The 19855-nt window shown below is 70.5% G+C and carries 18 protein-coding genes; 11 read left to right on the top strand and 7 right to left on the bottom strand.

Going from position 1 to position 19855, the window contains the following annotated elements; all coding sequences use genetic code 11:
• Window positions 1-2: 2 nt before the first annotated feature.
• On the bottom strand, window positions 3-818 hold the full coding sequence (locus DX116_RS03730; RefSeq protein WP_199715920.1) for an enoyl-CoA hydratase-related protein: 816 nt from the start codon (window positions 816-818) through the stop codon (window positions 3-5).
• A gap of 135 nt (window positions 819-953) precedes the next feature.
• Between DX116_RS03730 and DX116_RS03725 the strand changes: the two genes are divergently transcribed.
• The 3 genes from DX116_RS03725 to DX116_RS03715 are packed head-to-tail and all read left to right on the top strand — an operon-like array spanning window position 954 to window position 4172.
• A complete protein-coding gene (locus tag DX116_RS03725; protein ID WP_119704113.1) occupies window positions 954-2663 on the top strand; it encodes an AMP-binding protein in 1710 nt (569 codons plus the stop codon).
• Between the two features lie 7 nt (window positions 2664-2670).
• Window positions 2671-3393, top strand: a complete 723-nt coding sequence (locus DX116_RS03720; protein WP_119702835.1) for a VOC family protein — start codon at window positions 2671-2673, stop codon at window positions 3391-3393.
• Window positions 3390-4172 (top strand): enoyl-CoA hydratase/isomerase family protein, encoded by a 783-nt coding sequence (locus DX116_RS03715; RefSeq protein WP_147393561.1) that lies wholly within the window; start codon window positions 3390-3392, stop codon window positions 4170-4172. Before DX116_RS03720 ends, DX116_RS03715 begins: the two co-directional genes overlap by 4 nt.
• Here the strand turns inward: DX116_RS03715 and DX116_RS03710 are convergent.
• Genes DX116_RS03710 through DX116_RS03700 form a run of 3 tightly spaced genes read right to left on the bottom strand, consistent with a single transcriptional unit; the run spans window position 4159 to window position 8422 of the window.
• A complete protein-coding gene (locus DX116_RS03710) occupies window positions 4159-5667 on the bottom strand; it encodes an AMP-binding protein (RefSeq protein WP_119702833.1) in 1509 nt (502 codons plus the stop codon). The two genes, DX116_RS03715 and DX116_RS03710, sit on opposite strands and share 14 nt — an antisense overlap.
• Entirely contained in the window at window positions 5664-7181 is a 1518-nt protein-coding gene (locus DX116_RS03705; RefSeq protein ID WP_119702832.1) for a carotenoid oxygenase family protein, read from the bottom strand. Before DX116_RS03705 ends, DX116_RS03710 begins: the two co-directional genes overlap by 4 nt.
• Before the next feature lie 5 nt (window positions 7182-7186).
• Window positions 7187-8422 (bottom strand): acetyl-CoA acetyltransferase, encoded by a 1236-nt coding sequence (locus DX116_RS03700; protein WP_119702831.1) that lies wholly within the window; start codon window positions 8420-8422, stop codon window positions 7187-7189.
• Window positions 8423-8546: 124 nt separating this feature from the next.
• Here DX116_RS03700 and DX116_RS03695 point away from each other — a divergent pair, with 124 nt between their 5' ends.
• Window positions 8547-9440, top strand: coding sequence for a winged helix-turn-helix transcriptional regulator (locus DX116_RS03695; protein WP_233556553.1), 894 nt, complete (start codon window positions 8547-8549; stop codon window positions 9438-9440).
• On the opposite strand, the gene DX116_RS03690 is transcribed toward DX116_RS03695, so the two are convergent.
• Window positions 9437-10396, bottom strand: coding sequence for a winged helix-turn-helix transcriptional regulator (locus tag DX116_RS03690; protein WP_119702829.1), 960 nt, complete (start codon window positions 10394-10396; stop codon window positions 9437-9439). The two genes, DX116_RS03695 and DX116_RS03690, sit on opposite strands and share 4 nt — an antisense overlap.
• A 169-nt stretch (window positions 10397-10565) precedes the next feature.
• Here DX116_RS03690 and DX116_RS03685 point away from each other — a divergent pair, with 169 nt between their 5' ends.
• The 6 genes from DX116_RS03685 to DX116_RS03660 all read left to right on the top strand — a co-directional run bounded on the left by DX116_RS03685 (window position 10566) and on the right by DX116_RS03660 (window position 16666).
• A complete protein-coding gene (locus tag DX116_RS03685; RefSeq protein WP_199715919.1) occupies window positions 10566-11324 on the top strand; it encodes an ABC transporter ATP-binding protein in 759 nt (252 codons plus the stop codon).
• Window positions 11321-12040: an ABC transporter ATP-binding protein gene (locus DX116_RS03680; RefSeq protein WP_119702827.1), complete on the top strand. Its 720-nt coding sequence runs from the start codon at window positions 11321-11323 to the stop codon at window positions 12038-12040. The genes DX116_RS03685 and DX116_RS03680 overlap by 4 nt, the downstream gene beginning before the upstream one ends.
• A gap of 10 nt (window positions 12041-12050) precedes the next feature.
• On the top strand, window positions 12051-12950 hold the full coding sequence (locus DX116_RS03675) for a branched-chain amino acid ABC transporter permease (protein WP_119702826.1): 900 nt from the start codon (window positions 12051-12053) through the stop codon (window positions 12948-12950).
• Window positions 12947-14044: a branched-chain amino acid ABC transporter permease gene (locus tag DX116_RS03670; RefSeq protein ID WP_119702825.1), complete on the top strand. Its 1098-nt coding sequence runs from the start codon at window positions 12947-12949 to the stop codon at window positions 14042-14044. Before DX116_RS03675 ends, DX116_RS03670 begins: the two co-directional genes overlap by 4 nt.
• Before the next feature lie 37 nt (window positions 14045-14081).
• Entirely contained in the window at window positions 14082-15389 is a 1308-nt protein-coding gene (locus DX116_RS03665) for an ABC transporter substrate-binding protein (protein WP_119702824.1), read from the top strand.
• Between the two features lie 143 nt (window positions 15390-15532).
• Window positions 15533-16666 (top strand): HNH endonuclease signature motif containing protein, encoded by a 1134-nt coding sequence (locus DX116_RS03660; RefSeq protein WP_119702823.1) that lies wholly within the window; start codon window positions 15533-15535, stop codon window positions 16664-16666.
• Between the two features lie 270 nt (window positions 16667-16936).
• On the opposite strand, the gene DX116_RS03655 is transcribed toward DX116_RS03660, so the two are convergent.
• Window positions 16937-17776 (bottom strand): helix-turn-helix transcriptional regulator, encoded by an 840-nt coding sequence (locus DX116_RS03655; protein ID WP_119702822.1) that lies wholly within the window; start codon window positions 17774-17776, stop codon window positions 16937-16939.
• A gap of 101 nt (window positions 17777-17877) precedes the next feature.
• On the opposite strand from DX116_RS03655, the gene DX116_RS03650 reads away from it, so the two are divergent.
• On the top strand, window positions 17878-18654 hold the full coding sequence (locus DX116_RS03650; protein ID WP_119702821.1) for an SDR family NAD(P)-dependent oxidoreductase: 777 nt from the start codon (window positions 17878-17880) through the stop codon (window positions 18652-18654).
• Window positions 18655-18658: 4 nt separating this feature from the next.
• Here the strand turns inward: DX116_RS03650 and DX116_RS03645 are convergent, their stop codons facing one another.
• Window positions 18659-19849, bottom strand: a complete 1191-nt coding sequence (locus DX116_RS03645; RefSeq protein ID WP_119702820.1) for a hypothetical protein — start codon at window positions 19847-19849, stop codon at window positions 18659-18661.
• Window positions 19850-19855 lie beyond the last annotated feature (6 nt).

The raw sequence follows: 19855 nt of genomic DNA, 5'->3' as shown, positions 1-19855 counted from the left end.
GGCTAGAGCGGGTGGGAGAGCCCGCGGAAGTGCGGGGTGCGTCGTTCGACGAAGCTGGCGACGCCCTCGCGGAAGTCGTCGGACGACAAGAAGTCGTCCAGCACCGCGTCGACCTCGACGACGGTCTCGTCGAGGGTGCGGCTGCGGCTCGTCCAGAGCCGCTGCTTGATGTGGGCCATCGACGTGGGCGAGCAGCGCGCGGCCATGTCGTGGGCGAGCTCGAGGGCGCGGGCCAGGGGAGCGTCGACGGCCTCGTGGGCGACGCCGAGCCGCAGGGCCTCGGTGCCGTCGAAGGTGCGCCCCGTCAGCAGCAGCTCGTGGGCGGTGGCTGCGCCGGCGATGCGCTCGAGCAGCCACTCGCCGCCGTGCATGGCCGGCAGCCCCCGCCGGACGAAGGCGGTCGACAGGCGGGCGTCGGGCGCGACGACGCGGATGTCGCACATCAGCGCCTGGACGAGGCCGATGCCGGCGCACGGGCCCTCGACGGCCGCGATCATCGGCTTCGGCACGGTGCTCGGGAACCATTCGGGCTGCTCGATCCGTGCCGCGAGCGGATTGGTCGTGCCGGTCTGGGAGTACGTGTCGAGGGCCTGGGTGTCGGCTCCTGGGCAGAACGAGCCGCCTGCCCCGGTCACCACGACGACGCGCACGTCGGGGTCGGCCGACGCGGACGCGAGGGCGTCGTAGTAGCCGGCCTGCATCTCGACGGTCCAGGCGTTGCGACGCTCGGGGCGGTGGAGCGTGATGATCGCGACGCCGTCGTCGCGCTCGGTGTGCACCACCGACGAGGTGCCACTATCTCTGTTGAAGAGACTCACGCTTGCTCCTTGCCGATCCGAGGGGTGAAGTGATGTCACATGGGCTGTGAGGTGACCATTGTGCCGGGACGGACGAGAAATGAACAGTCACTTGCTATCTAGTAGTTTTGAGATCTCTGTTCTACGATGAGCCGCGTGCAGCTGTTCCCAGAAGAGGTCGCCGAGAGCTTCCGTGCCGATGGGTGGTGGACCGGCACGACGTGGTCCGACCTCCTGACCGGGCACCGGGGCGCCATCGGCCACCGGCTCTCGTTGGTCGACGCCCCCAACCGCTCCTCCTTCATGGCCGGCGAGCCGCGCCGGCTCACCTGGGACGAGGTCGGCGACCAGGTCGACCGCATCTCGCGGGTGCTGTTCGACCACGGGGTGCGGCGCGACGTCGTCGTCGGCGTGCAGCTGCCCAACAGCGTCGAGCTGCCGCTGGTGCTGCTTGCCGTGGCCCGGCTGGGCGCCATCGTGACGCCGTTCCCGGTGCAGTACCGGCGGCACGAGCTGAGCGGCATGGGGACGGCCGCCGGCGCTCAGGTGTTCGTGACGGCCACGCAGGCCGTCGGTCGTCCGCTCGCCGCCGACGCCGTCGGGCTGCGCGACGACGTGCCGACGCTGCAGGCCGTGCTGGCGTTCGGGCCGGACGCGGTGGACGGCGTCGAGCCGCTCGACGACCTCGTCGCGTCCGCCGACGCCGACTCGTCCGAGCTCACCGAGCACCTCGCCTCCCTCGACCTGGGCTCCAACGACTGCGTGACCCTGGTCTGGACGTCGGGCACCGAGGGGACGCCGAAGGGCGTGCCGCGGGCCTACGGCGACTGGGAGGTGCTGGGCACGGCCTGCGCCCAGGCGCCGCGGCTGGGCGCCGACGACGTGCTGCTCAACCCGTTCCCGATGGTCAACGGCGGCGGGCTGGCCGGCATGTTCATGCCCTGGATCGCCTTGGGTGCCACGCTGGCGCAGCACCACCCGTTCGACCTCGACGTCTTCGTCGGGCAGGTCGAGAGCGAGCGCGTCACGTACACGTGCGCGCCTCCGCTGGTGCTCGACACCCTCGTCGCCGACGACACGGCCTTCGAGCAGCACGACCTGTCGACCTTGCGCGCGGTCGGCTCGGGGTCCGCGCCCCTCTCGGGCTGGATGATCGCCCGCTGGGAGCGCGACCACGGCGTCGAGGTGCTCAACCTGTTCGGCTCCAACGAGGGCGGCGTGCTGTTCGGCGATCCCGAGACCGTCCCCGAGCCGGCCGATCGAGGACGCCTCTTCCCGCGGTACGGCGTCGACGACATGCCGTACCGCGTCGACGTCGCGCACGCGATGCAGGCCCGACTCGTGAGCCTCGACGACGGCGACGAGGTCACCACCCCGGGCCGGGCGGGCGAGCTGCGGCTGAAGGGCCCGACGATCTTCGCGGGCTACTGGAACCGGGGCCGGCACGGATTCGACGCCGACGGCTGGTTCTGCACCGGTGACGTCTTCGAGATCAGCGCCGACAGCCCGTCGTACCTGACGCACGTCGACCGGGCCAAGGACCTGATCATCCGCGGCGGCTTCAAGATCTCGGCCGCCGAGGTCGAGGCGCTCGTGATCGCCGACGACCGCGTCGCCGAGGTGGCCGCCGTCGCGATGCCCGACGACCGGCTCGGCGAGCGGGTCTGCCTGTTCGTGGTGCCGCGGGACGCCGCCGACGCACCCACGCTCGACCAGCTCGTCGGACGCCTGCGCGACCAGCAGGTCGCCACGTTCAAGTGGCCCGAGCGTCTCGAGGTCGTCGAGGCGCTGCCGCGCAACGCGATCGGCAAGATCCTCAAGCGCGAGCTGCGCGCCCAGCTGTCCGCGACCGTCCCAGCGCCCTAGGAGAGACATGTCCGTCCTGCCCCGTATCCGTCAGGTCGTCCTGCTGGTCCCCGAGCTCGACGAGGCGATCGCGCAGTGCCGCGACGCCTTCGGCAACACCAGCGGCACCCGCGACCCCGAGTCGATGGCCGAGCTGGGGTTCGAGCACGAGGTGCTGACGTTCGGCGACACCTTCCTCGAGCTGTGCGCACCGATGACGGCGGACTCCTCGCACGGACGGCTGGTCGAGCGCAAGGGCGCCGTCGGCTACATGCTCGTCGTGCAGGTCGCCGACCAGCAGGCCGTCATCGACCGCGCCGCCGGCCTGGGCATCGAGCCCCTGTTCGCGCAGGACTTCGAGGGAAACCGCATCTCGCAGTGGCACCCCAGGTCGCTGGGCACCCTGGCCGAGGTCGACCAGGTCGACCCGCCCGAGAGCTGGCACTTCGCGCCACGGGTCTTCGACGCCGCCTGCACCGACGTCGTCCGCGACATCGTGGGGGCCGAGCTCGCCTCGCCCGACCCCGAGGCACTGGCCCGCACCTGGTCGCAGGTGCTCGACGTGCCGCTGACCGACGCGACCACCCTCGACCTGCACGACACCGTGCTGCGGTTCGTCCCCTCGCACGACACCGCCGGTCTCGTGGCCTTCGACGTCTCCGCCGCCGACCCGGCTCGCGTGGGCGAGAGCCTGCGCCTGTGCGGCGTCGACGTCCGCTTCGTCGCCGACGCGACGGCGGCGACGGCATGAGCGACCTGGTCCGCTACGCGGTGCAGGACGGGGTCGGCATCATCACGATCGACCGCCCCGAGAAGCGCAACGCCCTCAGCTACGTGATGCTCGCGACCATCCGCGACCTCACGCTGGCGGCGCAGGCCGATGCCGCCGTGAAGGCCATCGTCCTCACGGGCACGCCCGGTCAGTTCTGTGCCGGCACCGACCTCACCGAGCTGCACGACGTCGAGCCCGGCACGAGGGGCGAGGACCGCACGCAGCACACCGATGGCCAGCACTGGTTCCTGCACGACGCGAGCAAGCCGGTCATCGCCGCCGTCGACGGTCCGGCGGCAGGTCTCGGCATCGAGCTGGCCACGCAGTGCGACTTCCGCATCGCCTCGACGCGCGCCCGGTTCTCGTGGATCTTCGTGCAGCGCGGGCTCGTGCCCGACACGGGCGCCGGCACCTGGCTGCTACCGCAGCTCGTCGGCCTGCAGACCGCCAAGCGGCTGGTGTTCTCGGGCGAGTTCATCGACGCCGCCGAGGCCGAGCGCATCGGCTTCGTGCTCGACGTCACCTCGCCGGACGACCTGATGGACGCCGCCCTGGCGCTGGCCGCCCGGGTCTCGAGCGGGTCGCCGTTCGCGATCGAGCGGGCCAAGCGGCTGCTCAACGCGTCCAGCGCCCTGTCGCGCGACGAGCACCTGGTCGCGCACGTCGCCGCGATGACTGAGTGCCAGCTGTCGGACGATCACCGCGAAGGCGTCGCGGCCTTCCTCGAGAAGCGGTCCGCGGTGTTCACGGGGCGGTGAGGTACCTGTCGCGGAGGCGGCGCTTGTAGAGCTTGCCGGCGGGGGAGCGGGGCATCTCGTCGATGACGTCGATGCTGCGGGGCACCTTGTGACGCGCGAGGCGACTGCGCGCGAAGTCGCGCAGCGCGGTCGTGACGAGCCCGTGGTCGTCGGTCGGGTCGGTCAGCTGCACCACGGCCTTGACCTGCTGGCCGAACTCGTCGTCGGGGATGCCGAACACGGCCACGTCCATCACGGCGGGATGCTCGATCAGGACGTCCTCGACCTCCTGGGGCGAGATGTTCACGCCGCCGGAGATGATCAGGTAGTCGGTGCGGTCGGTCAGGTACAGGTAGCCCTCGCGGTCGAGGTGCCCCACGTCGCCCAGCGTCGTCCACGTCGGGTGGTCCGGGTGCCGGGCGCCGGCGGGGGTGCCGGCTGTCTCGAAGTAGACGACGCCGTCGACGCCCGCGGGCCGCTCGTGCCCCGCGACGTCGCAGACGTGGACGGTGCAGCCGGGGCTGGCGGTGCCGACCGAGCCGGGGTGCTCGAGCCACTCGTGCGAGTCGATGAGCGTCGATCCGTTGTCCTCGCTGCCGGCGTAGTACTCGTGGATCACCGGCCCCCACCACTCGATCATCGACCGCTTCACGCTGGTGGGGCACGGGCTGGCGCCATGGATGACGTAGCGCAGCGAGCTCACGTCGGCCGCGGCCCGGGTGGCGTCGTCGAGCCGCAGCAGCCGGATGAACATCGTCGGCACCATCAGGGCGTGCGACGGCCGGTGACGTGCGACGGCGTCGAGCGCTGCCGCGGCCTCGAACGTCTCCATCAGCACGATCGTGCCGCCGATCGACGAGATCGCGGCGCACAGCGACAGGGGTGCCGAGTGGTAGAGCGGCGCCGGGCTGAGGCACACCGTGTCGGGGGTGACGTCGTAGACGGCGTGGATCCAGGCCCGGAGCGCCTCGTTGCCCTCCGAGACGTGCTTGCCGCTGAGGCTGCGGGTGATGGCCTTGGGCTTGCCGGTGCTGCCCGAGCTGTAGAGCATGTGCGCGCCCAGCGGCTCATCGGCCAGCGGCTCGGCCGGGTGGCCCGCGACGGCGGTCGCGTAGTCGTCGTAGCCGGGCAGCGCGCCGTCGAGGCTGAGCCGTACCCGCAGCGGGACGTCGGCGAGGGCCGCCGCGGTCTCGGCGAGCCGTGCGTCGACCACGAGCGCGGACGCCTCACAGCTCTCGACGACGTAGCGAGCCTCGGAGCCGGTCAGGTAGGCGTTGACGGGCGTGAAGTACAGGCCCGACCGCATCGCCGCCCAGTAGATCTCGAGGAACGACAGGTGGTTGCCCAGCACGACCGCGAGGTGGTCGCCGGGGCGCAGACCGGCGGCGTGGAGCAGGCGGGCCAGCCGCATCGAGCCCTCGTCGAGCTCGCGATAGGTCATCGAGTCGCCCGAGCCCGCCATCACGACGGCCGCCTTGTCGGGGAACGACCGTGCGTGCGTGGCCGGGTAGGTCACAGCCCCACGGTGGTGGCGGGGTCGTCGACCTGGTCCCACTGCGGCAGGTCGGCGCCGGCGGCCCACGTCGAGTGCGTCCCGCTGGAGATGCGCTCGGGCAGCCGCAGCGTGCAGACCGGTCCGGCCGTGATGTCGGCCGCGTCGAGGACGACGCAGAACGAGGCGTCCTGGTTCATGTCGGTGGTCAGCGTGATGAGGTAGCCGTCGTCCTCGGCGGCGCTCCCGACGCGCGGGGCCATCGCGGACTCGCTGCCGTAGACGTTCTCCTCGAAGCGGAAGTGCTGCTCCTGGCCCGTCCACGTGTCGTGCTTGACGAGCCCGTCGAACAGGAACCATGCGGGCTTGCTCGTGGCGGCGTACGCGTAGCGGTACTTCCGGCCGGCGTGGGAGCCGTTCATCATGCCGAACTCGCTGATGGTGTCGGTGAGCGTCTCCTCCTTGACCAGGCCGGTGACCATGTTCAGGCGCCAGCGGTGCAGGCGCGGCTGCATGCGGTCGTTGGCGAGGAACCGGAACGCCCGCTGCCACTTGTCGCCCATGCCGTTGTCGGCCGGCGACGGATCGCTCTCGAAGAAGCCGTCGACGACGACCTCGTCGCCGTCCTCGTAGGCGTTGACCCAGTGCAGGACGAACGTCGACTCGCAGTCGAACCACCGGATGTCGTCCGGGCCGCCGCGGCGCGGGATGACGCCGAGGCGCATCGGCATGTCGCGGTGGAACCGGGCGGCGTACGCGCCCTGCGCAAGGCCCTCCGGCTCCCAGAACAGCGGGCAGTCGTTGAGGATCGCGTAGTTCTCGGTGAACGCCATGTCGTGGGGCAGGCGGGGACCGGGCAGCGGGACGGGCGTGTAGTGGACGAGCTCGTTGTTCGCGTCGACCACGCCGTAGTTCATGTACGGGGCCTCGGTGCTGTAGTTGAAGAACAGCATCTCGCCGGTCGCGTCATCGATCTTGGGGTGGGCCGACACGCCCCAGTCGAACGGGAACGCCCCGCCCCAGGTCTCCTTGCCGAGCGTCCGGGTCGTCATCGGGTCGACCCGGTAGAGGTCGCCGCACTGGTAGAACGACGTCAGGGCGACGCCGTTGTGCACGACGACGTCAGTGCTCGACGCGTCCTTCATGCGTCCGCGCGCACCCCACCCGTGGTCCATCAGCGACTGGCTGGGGCGCTCGGCCAGGCCCGCCCACAGGCTCCGGCCGGCGTCCTGCTCGGCCACCAGCCCGTCGGTGCGCACGAAGCTGTTGCGGTAGAAGGCCGTGCCGTCGCGGAAGCCGACGACGTGCACCATGCCGTCGCCGTCGAACGGGTGGTAGTTCTGGATCGCCGGGTGCAGCGGGTTCTCGGTGTTGCGCAGGTAGACGCCGTCGAGGTCGGCGGGGATCTCGCCCTGCACGACCTGCAGGTCGTCGGCCTTCCACTCCGTGGTCTGCGGCTGCCACGGACCCGTGCGGTACGGGTGGTCGTCGTCGGCGGGCAGCGTCGACAGCATGCGTCCGACGACGTCGAGGTCCATCGCGCTCACGCCCCCGTCTCGACGACGAACGCGACGGCGGTGGTGAACGAGCCGCCGACGTTGACGGTCACCACCCGGCGTGCACCGTCGACCTGGACGGCCCCGGCGCGCCCGGTCACCTGACGGGTCGCGTCGAGCACCATGCGGACGCCGGTCGCGCCGACAGGATGGCCCGCGGCGAGCAGCCCGCCGCCGGGGTTGACGGGCAGCCGCCCGGTGCGCTCGATCGTGCCGTCGTGGACCACCTCGCCGCCCTTGCCGCCGGCGACCAGGCCGAGGTGCTCGAGGGTGACGAGCCCCGTGATGCTGAAGCAGTCGTGCATCTCGACGACGTCGACGTCGTCGATGCCCGACAGGCCCGCGCGCCGGTACGCGTCGTGGATCGTGCCGTGCAGGTGCGGGAACAGGTGGTCGGTGCCGCGGGACGCGTCGAGCTTGTCGGCCAGCAGCAGCGTGTCGGTGCGGTGGCCGAAGCCCGAGAGGCGCGGGATCTGCTCGAGGTCGAGGCCGCGGGCGGCCGCCCACTCGGCGGCGTAGTCGGGGCCGGCGAGGACGACGGCCGCCGCGCCGTCGGTGATGCGGCCGCAGTCGGTCTTGCGGAGCCGTCCCTCGACGAGCGGGTTGACGTCGTCGTCCTCGGCGAACGAGCCGGCGGGGAACGCCCAGTCGCGAGCCTGCGCGAGCGGGTTGTCGGCGCCGTTGGCGAAGGCGATCTCGGCGAAGCGTCCGAGCACGGCGTGGTCGAGGCCGTAGCGGGCCTCGTACTCGTCGGCGACCTCGGCGAAGAGCGCGGGCCAGGCGTACTCGGCGTCGACGGCCTCACGCCCTGCCCACGCCGCGGTGCCCAGGTGGTCGGCGGCCTGCTTGGCCGACACGTTGCGCATCAGCTCGAGGCCGACGACCAGCGCGACGTCGTAGCGTCCGGAGGCGATGTCGGCGCCGGCGGCCACGAGGGCCGTGCTTCCCGAGGCGCACGCGGCCTCGTGGCGGGTCGAGGGCAGCCCGACCAGGCCGGGATCGGCGGCGGCGACCAGGCCGCCGAGCTGGGCCTGTCCGGCGAACAGCTCGCCGGCGAGGTTGCCGACGTGCACGACCTGCACCTCGGACGACTGCACCTGGGCGTCGGCGAAGGCCGCCGGGAGCACCTCGGTGAGCATGTCGAGCAGGCCGAGACCCTCTTTCGCCCAGTTGCGGGCGAAATCGGTCTGGGCGCCGCCGAGCACGTACAGGTCGTGGGCCATGGGTTCCTCCGGGGTCGGTCGCGGGCAGTCGCTGCCACTTCATTACTACAACGTGAAAAGTGACCTGTCAACGGATATGCGCTGTGCTGCGGGCGCTCCGGCCGGCTGTACTACGCTGAGCGGCGTGACCGAGACCGCCTCCCCGCTCGGTCGTGCGCTCGTGCTCCTCGGCGACATGTGGACGGTGCGCCTGGTCCGCGCGATCTTCACCGAACAGCGCCGCTTCCAAGACCTGCGCGACTCGCTCAACATCTCCGATCCCGTCCTGTCGCGCCGCCTGCGCGGCCTCGTCGACGACGGCATCCTGCGCACCCGCGCCTACCAGTCCAACCCGCCCCGGCACGAGTACCTGCTCACCGACGCCGGCATCGACCTGTGGCGCGTGATGATCGCGCTGTGGGCGTGGGACCGCACCTGGGCCGGGCCGCACCACGCGAATGCGTCGCTCCGCCTGCGCCACCACACGTGCGGGCAGTCGACCCGGCCCGTCTTCGGCTGCGGGCGCTGCGGGGCGATCGGTCTGACGGCGCGCGACGTCAAGGGGAGCGTCGACGACCGTCTGCTGCTCGACGTCGTCAGCCGGCGGTCGCGCCGGTCGCCGGCGATGAGCTCGCCGATCGACGCCTCGGGCGTGCTGGGCGACCGGTGGTCGACCATGATCCTGTCGGACGCCCTGATGGGCAGTCGCCGGTTCGGCGAGTTCCAGTCGCACCTGCAGATCTCGCCGGTCACCCTCACGCACCGGCTCGAGCTGTTCGTCGGCACCGGCATGCTCAGCCGTGAGTCCGTCTCGGTCGGCGGCAAGCGCCAGGAGTACCGGCTCACGCCGAAGGGCATCGACTTCTTCTCGGTGACCGCGACGATCAACAGCTGGGCCGGCACCTGGCTGTCCGCCGACGGGCAGTCGGGTCTCTCGCTGGTCCACTCCGCGTGCGGCGCCGAGCTCGAGCCCCGCTTCACCTGCAACTCGTGCAACGGCGCGCTGGCCCGCCGCGAGATCTCCTTCGAGGGCGCCTAGGACTGCACGGTCTCGATCGCGTGGCCGCGCAGCGGCTCGTGGCACTCGCTGCAGGTGAGCAGGACGTGCAGCGGTGACGAGCACGTCATGTGCTCCATGACGAGCGCCGGTCCGTCGGGAGCCCGGAACCACCGGTGGCCCCACTGGATCATGAGCAGCACCACCGGCAGGAAGGCCAGGCCCTTGGCCGTCAGGTGGTACTCCATCCAGTCGGCCCGCTCGCGGGTCGGCACCTGCTCGAGCACGCCGAGGTCGGCGAACGCCTTGAGCCGGTCGGCGATGATCGTCGGCGAGGCCGAGAGCCTCTTCTGGAACTCGCTGAAGCGCGTGACCCCCAGGAACGACGCACCGAGGATCGCGATCGACCACCGGTTGCCGATCAGCTCCATGGTCTCGTTGACCACCTCGCTGGGGCGCTTGTCGTTGCGGGAGCGTTGGCGCCGGGCCGTGATCTGCAGGTTGCGGGACCAGTCGCCGCTGGGGCCCATCTCGCCCTTGACGTCGCGCCAGCGGATGGTCTCGCGGCACGACCCGCAGGTGAGGACGGGGTCGAAGAATCCGCCGCAGGTGGTGTGCAGCATGCGGGGCAGGTCGACCTCGGGATCGTCGACCCAGCCCTTCTCCCACGACCACATCGAGATCAGGATCGGCCACACCTGGCGGCCGCGGTCGGTCAGCAGGTACTCGTGGCGCACCGGCCGGTCGCTGTACTGGTGCTTGGACAGCACGCCGGCCGTGACCAGCGCCGAGAGGCGCGTCGTGAGGGCTGATCCCGGGATCGGGCCGAGGTTGAGCCAGTCGGTGTAGTGGGTCGCGCCGCGCAGCGCCTGCCGCACGATCCACAGCGACCACTCGTCGGCCAGCACGCCGTTGGCGACGGCGATCGAGTTGGGCCCACCGGCCTCGAGGGCGGTCACCCCGTCGTCGCCGACCGGGCCCTGGACGTGGCTGGTCATGGGTCATCCCTATCAGGTCGGACGGTCATGAATCAGGCCTCTCCAGGCCGTTGACCGGCCGATCCCGATGGGGTATAACTTAGTCACGTTGCTAACTATAGTGACGGGGATCACGCCTGGCAAGAGGCTGTGATCCCAGGCAATTCGAGCAGGAAGAGAGGGCCGAACGGTGCTGGAGATATCCGATCTGGTCATGCGCTTCGGCGGCGTGACGGCACTGGACCGCGTGGGCTTCACGGTGGCCGACAACGAGATCTGCGGGCTCATCGGCCCCAACGGAGCCGGCAAGACCTCGCTCTTCAACTGCATCACCCGCATCTACCGCCCCGAGGAGGGAGCGGTCCGCTTCAACGGCACCGACCTGCTCTCCCTGCGGAGGCACCAGATCGTGCGGCACGGCATCGTCCGCACCTTCCAGAACCTCGCACTGTTCCCGACCTTGTCGGTGCTCGACAACACCGTCGTCGGCGCCCACAGCACCAGCACGCCGCACCTCGTCCCGTCGCTGCTCGGCTGGCCGACGACGCGTGCGGCGCGCCGCCGGGTCGAGGCCGACGCATGGGAGCTGCTCGAACGACTCGAGCTCACCGACCTGGCGTTCCACCCGGCGGCCGGCCTGCCCTTCGGCACGCTCAAGCGCGTCGAGCTGGCGCGTGCGCTCATCAGTCGTCCGTCCCTGCTGCTGCTCGACGAGCCGGCCGGTGGCCTGACGCACTCCGAGGTCAACGAGCTCGGTCAGCTGATCCTCGGGCTTCGCGACGACTACGGCTTCAGCGCCCTGCTGGTCGAGCACCACATGGGACTCGTCATGGGCATCTCCGACCACGTGGTCGCCATGGACTTCGGTCGCACCATCGCCGACGGATCACCGGCCGAGGTCCAGCGCGACCCGGCCGTGGCCGAGGCCTACCTCGGGAGGACCGCATGACCGACGCACCGCTGCTGGAGGTGCGCGGACTGCGCGCCGGCTACGGCCAGGTCAACGTGCTCCACGACATCGACCTGTCGGTCGGGACGGGTGAGGTCGTCGTCGTGCTGGGCGCCAACGGCGCCGGCAAGTCGACGCTCATGAGCGCGATGTCCGGTCTCATCCCGCACTCCGGCGAGATCCTCGTCGACGGCTCGCCCGTCGGCCACCCCCGCCCCGACCAGATGCTAGCCCGCGGCATCAGCCTCGTGCCGCAGGGCCGCGGCACGCTCACCGCGCTCGACGTCACCGACAACCTCCGCGTCGGCGGCACGGGCCTCGGCAGCAAGAAGGACGTCGACGAGGAGATCGACCGGTGGTTCGGCATCTTCCCGCGGCTCGCCGAGCGCGCCGACCAGATCGCCGGCACGCTCTCGGGCGGCGAGCAGCAGATGCTTGCGATCGCCCGGGCGCTCATGAGCCGCCCGCGCCTCCTGCTGTGCGACGAGATCAGCCTCGGTCTGGCGCCGCTCATCGTGCAGGAGCTCTTCGGCACGTTGCGCAGGGTCAGTGCCGAGTCGGGCACCGCGCTGCTGCTGGTCGAGCAGAACGCCGAGCTCGCGCTCGACATCGCGTCGCGCGTCTACCTGCTCGAGGTCGGCGCGGTCGCCTCCTCCGGCACGGCCGACTCGTTCCGCGAGAACAACAACATCCGCCAGGCGTACCTAGGCTATTAGGACTCATTCGATGGACATCTTCCTGTCACGGCTCTTCTCCGGCATGACCGCCGGGTCGATCTACGTGCTGATCGCCCTCGCCCTCGTGGTGGTGTTCCGCAGCTCGTCGACGATCAACTTCGCCCAAGGCGAGTTCGCGCTCTTCACGACGTACGTCGCGTGGTGGCTCACCGAGCGGGGGCTCAACATCTGGGTCGCGATCCCGCCGATCATCGTCCTCGGCTTCGTCATGGGCGCCCTGGCCGAGCGCTTCCTCATCCGGCCGGTGCGCAAGCGCGACGAGACGGCGATCCTGATCGTCGCGCTAGGCCTGTTCACGGGCCTCAACGGCCTGGACGGCTGGATATGGGGCTCGGACGAGAAGGTCTTCCCGGCGATGTTCCCGTCCGGCGAGGACGACTACGTCTCGGTCCTCGGTGCACGCCTGCACTACGACTCGATCCTGGTGTGGATCTTCGCCGCGGCGGTCGTGATCGGGCTGACGGTGCTGTTCAAGCGCACGAGCCTCGGCCTCGAGATGCGGGCCGTCGCCACCAACCCCGAGTCCGCGGCCCTGTGCGGCATCAAGGTCGGTCGCATCCTGACGATCAGCTGGGGCCTGTCGGCCGCGATCGGCTCGCTCGCCGGCGTGATGCTGGTGCCGACCATCCCCCCGGGGCAGCTCAACCTCGCCTCGATGTTCCAGGTGCTCATCTTCGCCTCGGCAGCAGCACTGCTCGGCGGGCTCGACAGCGTGAAGGGTGCCGTCGTGGGCGGGATGGTCATGGGCATCGGCCTGGCGATGATCAACGGCTACGCGACCTTCATCGGCGGCTCGTTCTCGTTGACGTTCGCGCTGATCCTCATCGTCGTGGTGCTGGTCGTGAGGCCCACCGGACTCTACGGAACGCGTCGACTGGAGCGAGTGTGAGTACCGAGATGCTGGAGCCCAAGACCACGCCCGCGCAGGCGCCTGCCTCGACCAAGCGGGGCCCCCGGGTCATCCGGCGCGGCGGCCGCGAGCACACCGTCCTCCTGGGCATCGGTGCCGTCCTCGCCGTGCTCGTCATCCTGTGGGGCGGCCAGCTCGACCCCTTCAACCAGGGCCAGCTCACCCGCGTCGCGATCTTCGCGATCGCGATCGTGGGGCTCAACATCGCGACGGGCTACATCGGGCTGCTGTCGGTGGGGCACTCGGCCTTCTTCGGTCTCGGCGCGTACACGACCGGCGTGCTGGTCGTGAAGTACGAGTGGGACCCGCTCATGACCATCCCGGCCGCGCTCGTCGTGTGCCTGGTCGTCGGCCTGCTGGTCGGCCTGCCCGCCCTGCGTATCCGAGGGCTGTACCTCGCGATGGTGACGCTGGCGTTCGGCGTCGCGTTCCCCGAGATCGTGGCCCACTTCGACGACCTCACGGGCGGTGCCGAGGGCATGACGATCCGTCGTCAGCAGCTGCGACCGCCCGAGTGGTCGGGCTTCACGCTGGGCGAGCGGAGCCAGTGGGTCTACTGGCTGTGCGTCGTCGTGCTGCTGATCGTCATGTGGATCGCCCACAACATGGTGCGCGGCCGCTACGGGATGGCGATGATCGCCGTCCGCGAGAACGAGATCGCCGCGGCGTCGTCCGGCATCAACATCGCGGTCATGAAGGTCACGGCGTTCGGTGTCTCGGGCGCCGTCACCGGAGTCGCCGGCAGCCTGTTCGCGATGTACATCGGCAGCCTGTTCGCTGAGGGGTCGTTCACGCTCCTCGCCGGCATCACGTTGCTGATCGGCCTGGTCATCGGCGGCGAGGCGACCCGCAGCGGGCCGCTCGTCGGAGCGTTGGCCGTCGTGTTCGTGCCGTACTACGCCGCAGAGCTCGGACAGGGGCAGGTGGCAGCGGTCCTGTTCGCCGTCGTCCTGATCTTCGTGATCTTCGTGGCGCCGGCCGGAATCGTCGGGGGAATCGCCAAGGCGGTGCGCAAGGTCGTGGTCGTCACGCCTCGCATCCCGCGCAAGCCGGAAGGAACGCAGCAGAGCTAGACGACCACCACCCGCACTTCATCTAGAAAGGCACGTCATGAAGATCAACCACGTGGCCGGCGCCCGGCGCCTCGCCCTCCCGCTCGTCGCAGCCGCAGCACTCACGCTCGGCGCCTGTGGCGGCGGGGGAAGCAGCTCGGACGGCAGCGCCGACACCGCCTCCGACCCGTCGAAGTTCAGCATCAACCTCGACGACTGCAACGACCCCGCATCGGTCACCAAGCCGATCAAGGGCACCTTCGACATCGGCTACAGCGCGCCGCTGTCCGGTCCCGTCGCCGGTGCCGTCGAGCTCGCCACCGCGGGCTACGACGCCCGCATCGCGGCCGAGAACGAGAAGGGCGGCGTCGACGGCGTCAAGATCAAGGTCACCTACAAGGACGACGCCTTCCAGCCCGACAAGGCCAAGGCCAACGGCACGGAGTTCATCGACAGCCTCAAGGTCGACGCCCTCGCGACGTTCGGCACCGGCCCGCTGAGCGCGATGGTCGACGACCAGAACGCCGCCTGCGTCCCGATGCTCTACCCGAGCTCGTCGACGGCCGACTACGTCGACGTCGAGCAGTTCCCGTGGACGACCACGATCCTGCCGCTGGCCTCGAACGAGGCCAAGTTCCTCGTCAGCCTGATCCAGCAGAAGTTCCCCGACGGCGTCAAGGTCGGCGTCGCCGAGAACCAGACGGCGTCCGGCAAGGTGCAGAGCGAGGCCTTCCAGGCCGCGGCCAAGAAGGCCGACCTGCCGATCGAGGAGGTCACCTCCGACGCCGACCCGGTCGCCGCGGCGACGACGCTGAAGGCCAAGGGCGTCGAGGTCGTCTACCACGGTGGCGTCACCGGCACCTGTGGTGCGTTCGACACCGCCCGCGGCCGCGTCGGCTACCAGCCGAAGCTGGTCCTCAAGCCCAGCAACTGCGTCAACGCGGTCGAGTACATCGCGGCCGGCCAGGCCGCCGACGGTGTCGAGCTGGGCGCCTTCGGCAAGGACCCCAACGCCCCGGAGAACAAGGACGACGCGGGTGTCAAGGAGTACACGGCTCAGATGAAGGCCGCCGGCGTCCCCGACGAGGTGGCCGGCAACGCCGTCGCCGTCTCGGGCTGGACGCAGGCCGACCTGATCATCAACACGATGAAGCAGGCCGCCAAGTCCGAGGACGGGATGACGCGCCTCAGCATCATGGAGGCCGCTCGCGACCAGGACTACGCCTCGCCGATGCTGATCAACGGCATCAAGTGGTACAGCACGCCCAAGCTGCTGACCGGTATCGACGGCTTCCGCCCGATCACGTGGAACGCCTCCGAGAAGCGCTTCGCCCCGGCGGGTGACGTCATCAGCATCAGGCCCTGACACCTCCGAGGGTCTGGACGAGCCGGCCGGCTCGGGAGCATCGCTCCCGGGTCGGCCGGTCTCGTCGGTGGTCCTCGGTCGGTCGTCCACAGCCTCTGATTGCAGTCAAAACGGGTGTCGGTGGCGGCCTCTAGGTTGGATGTATGGCCACCACTGCGGATGCTGCGATCGACGTCTTGACCGACGTCGCTCGGGCTCGTGCGCGGGGTGAGTTTCGTGAGCTGGCTGCGATGCTGGAGTTCCGCGACCTGGAGCTGGAGCGGATCGATGAGCAGCACGAGTCTGCGATCAAGCGGTTCAACGAACGTGGCGCGATTGCTTTGGAGATCGGTGAGGCCATGGGCTTCAGCGAGGGTCAGGTGCAGCACCGGTTGTCATTCGCCGACACCGTCCGCGACCACTCACCGACTACGTGGGCTGCTTTCGGTGAGGGACGTGTCGACCTGGCCCGGGTGCGCGAGATCGGGCACACGATCAGCCAGCTGAAGCGGGCCGAGTCCGTCCACCGCCTGGATCGACGGGTGGTCGAGTACGCCGAGACTCACACGGTTGCTGAGCTGCGGGCCTGGCTGAAGCGGTTCGTGCGGCGGGTCGAGGCCGATCTCGCAGTTGAGCGGGCCGATGATGAGCGGGCCAAGCGGCACGTGAGCTTTCAGCACGGTGACGACTCGATGGGATTCATGGGCGCCTATGCGCCCTCGCACGAGATCGCTGCGGTCGAGGACCGCATCCGCAGAGCAGCACGCAGGCCTGTCGACGCCGATGATCAACGCACGGTCGCTCAGCGTGAGGCGGACCTGTTGATGGCGTGGCTCCTTTCGACAAGCTCAAGGGGCGAGGGCGTGATCGACGCCAACATCGCCGTGACCGTCGACGCGGACGTGCTCGCTGGTGCGAACCCGGGGTTCGCGGAGTCCGCGGACGGACGCTGGGGCGTGCCGGCCCAGTGGATCGCCGACGTCGTCGGCTCCGGCAGCACCTTCTGGCACCGGATCGTGGTCGACCCGGTCGACGATGACGTCCTCGCCCACGAGTATGTCGGCCGATTCGCGCCCGACGTCCTCAACATCGCCCTCAGATTCTTGTACGGAACGTGTCAAGGCCCCGGATGCATGGTGCCGGCCGAACGGTGCGACATCGACCACCGAACACCATTCCCCGAAGGCCCCACCCGGGGCGACAACCTCGGACCCCTCTGCCGAAGACACCACACCTACAAGGGCCACGGCATCCTGCACTGGAGCACCAGACCCGAGCCGGCCACCCCGGCAGCCTGACCGACGTAGACCGTCACGTGTGGCGGTCTACGCCGGAGCGCGCTCGGATGTGTCGGTGGCACGATCAGCATGACCAGTGCAGCCGCAGCGGCGGGGACCGTCAACCACAGCGAGCCCAGCGGCCGGATCAGACCCAAAGTGAAGAAGACGCCGACGAGCGCGTGCTGCTTCCACGACCCTAACCACAGCCACGAAGGATCCTCGTCCCGCGGGCCGGTCATGACCCGCACGTCATCGGCATGCGGGGGCGTCCGGTCGCTTTCGACTAGCTCAGGAGACGGGAGCCGGCTCCCAGCTGGCGAGCAGGGGGACGAGTCGTGCGGTCGTCGAGTCGGGCTGCGAGGTGTAGACGACGAGTCGCTGGTCGGGCTCGTGGGGAGCGCCGACGATCTCGATGTCGAACTGCAGGCGGCCGATCGCCGGGTGGTCGATCATCTTGGCCACCGAGGAGTAGTCGCGGACGCCGTGGTCGTCCCACCAGCGCGCCACGTCGGGGTCGGCCTCGCGCAGCTCGGCGACCAGCAGCTGCAGCCGGCGGTCGTCGGGGTGCTGGCCGCTCTCGCGCCGCAAGGCACCGACCGACGCCTGGGCGAAGTGCTCCCAGTTGACGATGCGCTCGCGGGCCAGTGGGTCGAGGAACAGGTAACGCACCAGCGAGGAGCCCTCGACCAGCGGACGGCCCAGCACGGCGCGCAGCAGGTGGTTGCTGGCAAGGATCTCTCCGCTGCGGCCGAGCAGCAGCACCGGCACGTGCTCCAACATCGTCATCATGCGCAGCAGCCCGCCGTCCGGTCGCTGGGTCGCGAGCGGCGGGGAGGACCGACGAGTGGGTGGAGCCGCCAGCTGGTGCAGGTGGGCACGCTCGACATCGTCCAGCCGCAGGGCGCGGGCCAGTGCGTCGAGCACCTGGGTGGAGACCGTGGCCTGCCGGCCCTGCTCGACGCGGCTGTAGTAGTCGGGGCTCAGCCCGGCGAGCACCGCGAGCTCCTCGCGGCGCAGCCCCGGCACGCGACGCGGACCCGGAAACGCCGTCATGCCGGCCTGGGCAGGGCTCAGGCGGTCACGGCGACTGCGCAGGAACGCCCCGAGGGCGGCGCGGTCGGCAGGCATGTGCCCATCGTAGGAGCGATCGGCCGGGCCTGGCTGGTCATGTCATGCCCAGGTCGAGCGTGATCTGGTGCGGTGCGACAGCCGAGCCCTAGACAGGACACATGACAACCACACGCTCCACTTCCGGACGCCTCGCGTCCCGCACAGCCCTCGTGACCGGATCGACCAGCGGCATCGGCGAGGCGACGGCTCACGCCCTCGCGGCCGAGGGTGCCCACGTGCTCGTCAGCGGACGTGACGCCGAGCGCGGGCAGGCGGTTGTCGACGCGATCCGCTCGGACGGCGGTCGGGCCGACTTCGTCAGGGTCGACCTGGGCGGCTCGTACGACGAGATCCGTGCCTTCGCGGCGGCGGCGACCGAGGTGCTCGGGCACGTCGACATCCTGGTCAACAACGCCGGCATCTACCCCGCCACGGCGACGGCCGACCTCGCGGACGCCGACCTCGACGCGATGCTCGCGGTGAACGTCCGGGCGCCGCACGTGCTGGTCGCGGCCCTCGCCCCCGCCATGGCCGGGCGTGGCAGGGGTGCGATCGTCACGATCGGCTCGTGGATGGCGCAGGTCGGCGTGCCCTTCGCCGCGATGTACGCCGCGACGAAGGCCGCCGACGAGCAGCTGACCCGCTCGTGGGCGGCCGAGTTCGGTCCGCAGGGCGTCCGTGTCAACACCGTCGCACCCGGTGCGACACTCACTCCCGGCAACGAGGACAGCCGCGAGGTGCTCGACGCGATGACGGCCGGCACGCCCGCCGGTGTGGTGGTGCGCCCGGCCGACATCGCCCGCGGCGTGCTCTACCTGGTGTCGGACGACGCCGCGATGGTCCACGGCGTCACGCTCTACGTCGACGGCGGCATCTCGACCACGCGCATGGGGTGAGCGCCTAGGTGCCGAACCGGCGCCTGAGCTCGACGACCGCCGGGTCGCTGGCGAGGCCACGGCCGGTCAGGACGATCGGGCTGTCGCGGGTGACGATGCCGAGTCCCTTGCCGGTGATGACCGACATCTTCGACAGGGGCTCGAGGGCCAGCACGGCGTCGAGGGAGATCGTCGCTGGGGCGGCGCCACCCCCGGCGTCCGTGATCGTCAGGACGTCGCCCTGGAGCACCAGGTCGACCCGTCGTGACGGTGACTGCAGCACCGAGCGACCGCTGCCGTCGAGCGGGTAGACGCGCACGCCGCGACCGTGCCACCAGGCCCGGCCGACCACGATCGCCGTGACGGCCACGACGATCGCAGCGGCCACCAGCACGGCCAGGCTGCTCGACGTGCGCACCCGTGTGGCCAGGATGCCGAGGCCGCCGGACGCGAGCACGGCCACCACCACCTGCGCGACCACGGGACGTCCCAGCGCCTCCGGCTCGGGCGCTCCGGTCAGGTGGTGGCGACGGATCGCGTAGAGCCGACGTTCGGTGCCGGTGCGGGTGAACTCGGCGGCCCGCTGCACCTGTGCGTGCCACATGTCGCCGACCACCTGCACGAAGGGGGCGAACGTGACGAGCCCCGCCACGCCGACCGCCACGGCCCACGGGAGATCGCCGCCCGCACCGAGCGCGGCGGCGATCGCGGCCCCGAGCCCGACCAGCCCGGTGAGCATCAGCACGAACGTCGGCACGACGACCGGCAGTGTCTGCTGCCTCATCTGGTGCCGGAAGGCGATGTCGGACGCTGCCGACTCGTAGTCGGCCCGGTCGCGGACGTCGTGCACCGTGGCGGTCTCAAGGACGACGTCACCGTCGTCGAGCAGGCGCAGCGCGGGGTCTCGGCGCGCGTCGACCCAGGCGTCGACCCGGGCGCCGAGTCGCCGGTTCTCGGCGCAGTACTGCCAGACGCGCAGCGCGCAGATCGCCACCACCGCTGCCCACAGCGCCGTGAACGCGATGCGCGCCGCCGTGTCGTCGACGTTGCCCTCGACGGACGGCATCGCGGTCAGCACCAGCAGGGCGATCGACCAGGCGACGACCGTCAGCGGACGACGGGCGGAGAAGAGATCGCGCTCCGCCTCGGCGATGCCGGCGTCGGCCGCCTGCAGGAGATGGCCTCGGGTGCGTGTCGTGGCCGCGTCCTGGGGCATCACCCG

It is taken from the genome of Aeromicrobium endophyticum (assembly GCF_003586285.1).
Taxonomy (GTDB): domain Bacteria; phylum Actinomycetota; class Actinomycetes; order Propionibacteriales; family Nocardioidaceae; genus Aeromicrobium; species Aeromicrobium endophyticum.
The sequence above is the reverse complement of the archived record's forward strand: the minus strand, read 5'-3'. Positions and strand labels throughout refer to the sequence as shown.

Bases quoted from the DNA above. Each gene is read 5' to 3' on its own strand.
- DX116_RS03660 (WP_119702823.1), top strand. From the start codon at position 15,533: ATGGCCACCACTGCGGATGCTGCGATCGACGTCTTGACCGACGTCGCT.
- DX116_RS03705 (WP_119702832.1), bottom strand. From the start codon at position 7,181: ATGGACCTCGACGTCGTCGGACGCATGCTGTCGACGCTGCCCGCCGAC.
- DX116_RS03720 (WP_119702835.1), top strand. From the start codon at position 2,671: ATGTCCGTCCTGCCCCGTATCCGTCAGGTCGTCCTGCTGGTCCCCGAG.
- DX116_RS03665 (WP_119702824.1), top strand. From the start codon at position 14,082: ATGAAGATCAACCACGTGGCCGGCGCCCGGCGCCTCGCCCTCCCGCTC.
- DX116_RS03650 (WP_119702821.1), top strand. From the start codon at position 17,878: ATGACAACCACACGCTCCACTTCCGGACGCCTCGCGTCCCGCACAGCC.
- DX116_RS03700 (WP_119702831.1), bottom strand. From the start codon at position 8,422: ATGGCCCACGACCTGTACGTGCTCGGCGGCGCCCAGACCGATTTCGCC.
- DX116_RS03680 (WP_119702827.1), top strand. From the start codon at position 11,321: ATGACCGACGCACCGCTGCTGGAGGTGCGCGGACTGCGCGCCGGCTAC.
- DX116_RS03690 (WP_119702829.1), bottom strand. From the start codon at position 10,396: ATGACCAGCCACGTCCAGGGCCCGGTCGGCGACGACGGGGTGACCGCC.
- DX116_RS03655 (WP_119702822.1), bottom strand. From the start codon at position 17,776: ATGCCTGCCGACCGCGCCGCCCTCGGGGCGTTCCTGCGCAGTCGCCGT.
- DX116_RS03675 (WP_119702826.1), top strand. From the start codon at position 12,051: ATGGACATCTTCCTGTCACGGCTCTTCTCCGGCATGACCGCCGGGTCG.
- DX116_RS03645 (WP_119702820.1), bottom strand. From the start codon at position 19,849: ATGCCCCAGGACGCGGCCACGACACGCACCCGAGGCCATCTCCTGCAG.
- DX116_RS03715 (WP_147393561.1), top strand. From the start codon at position 3,390: ATGAGCGACCTGGTCCGCTACGCGGTGCAGGACGGGGTCGGCATCATC.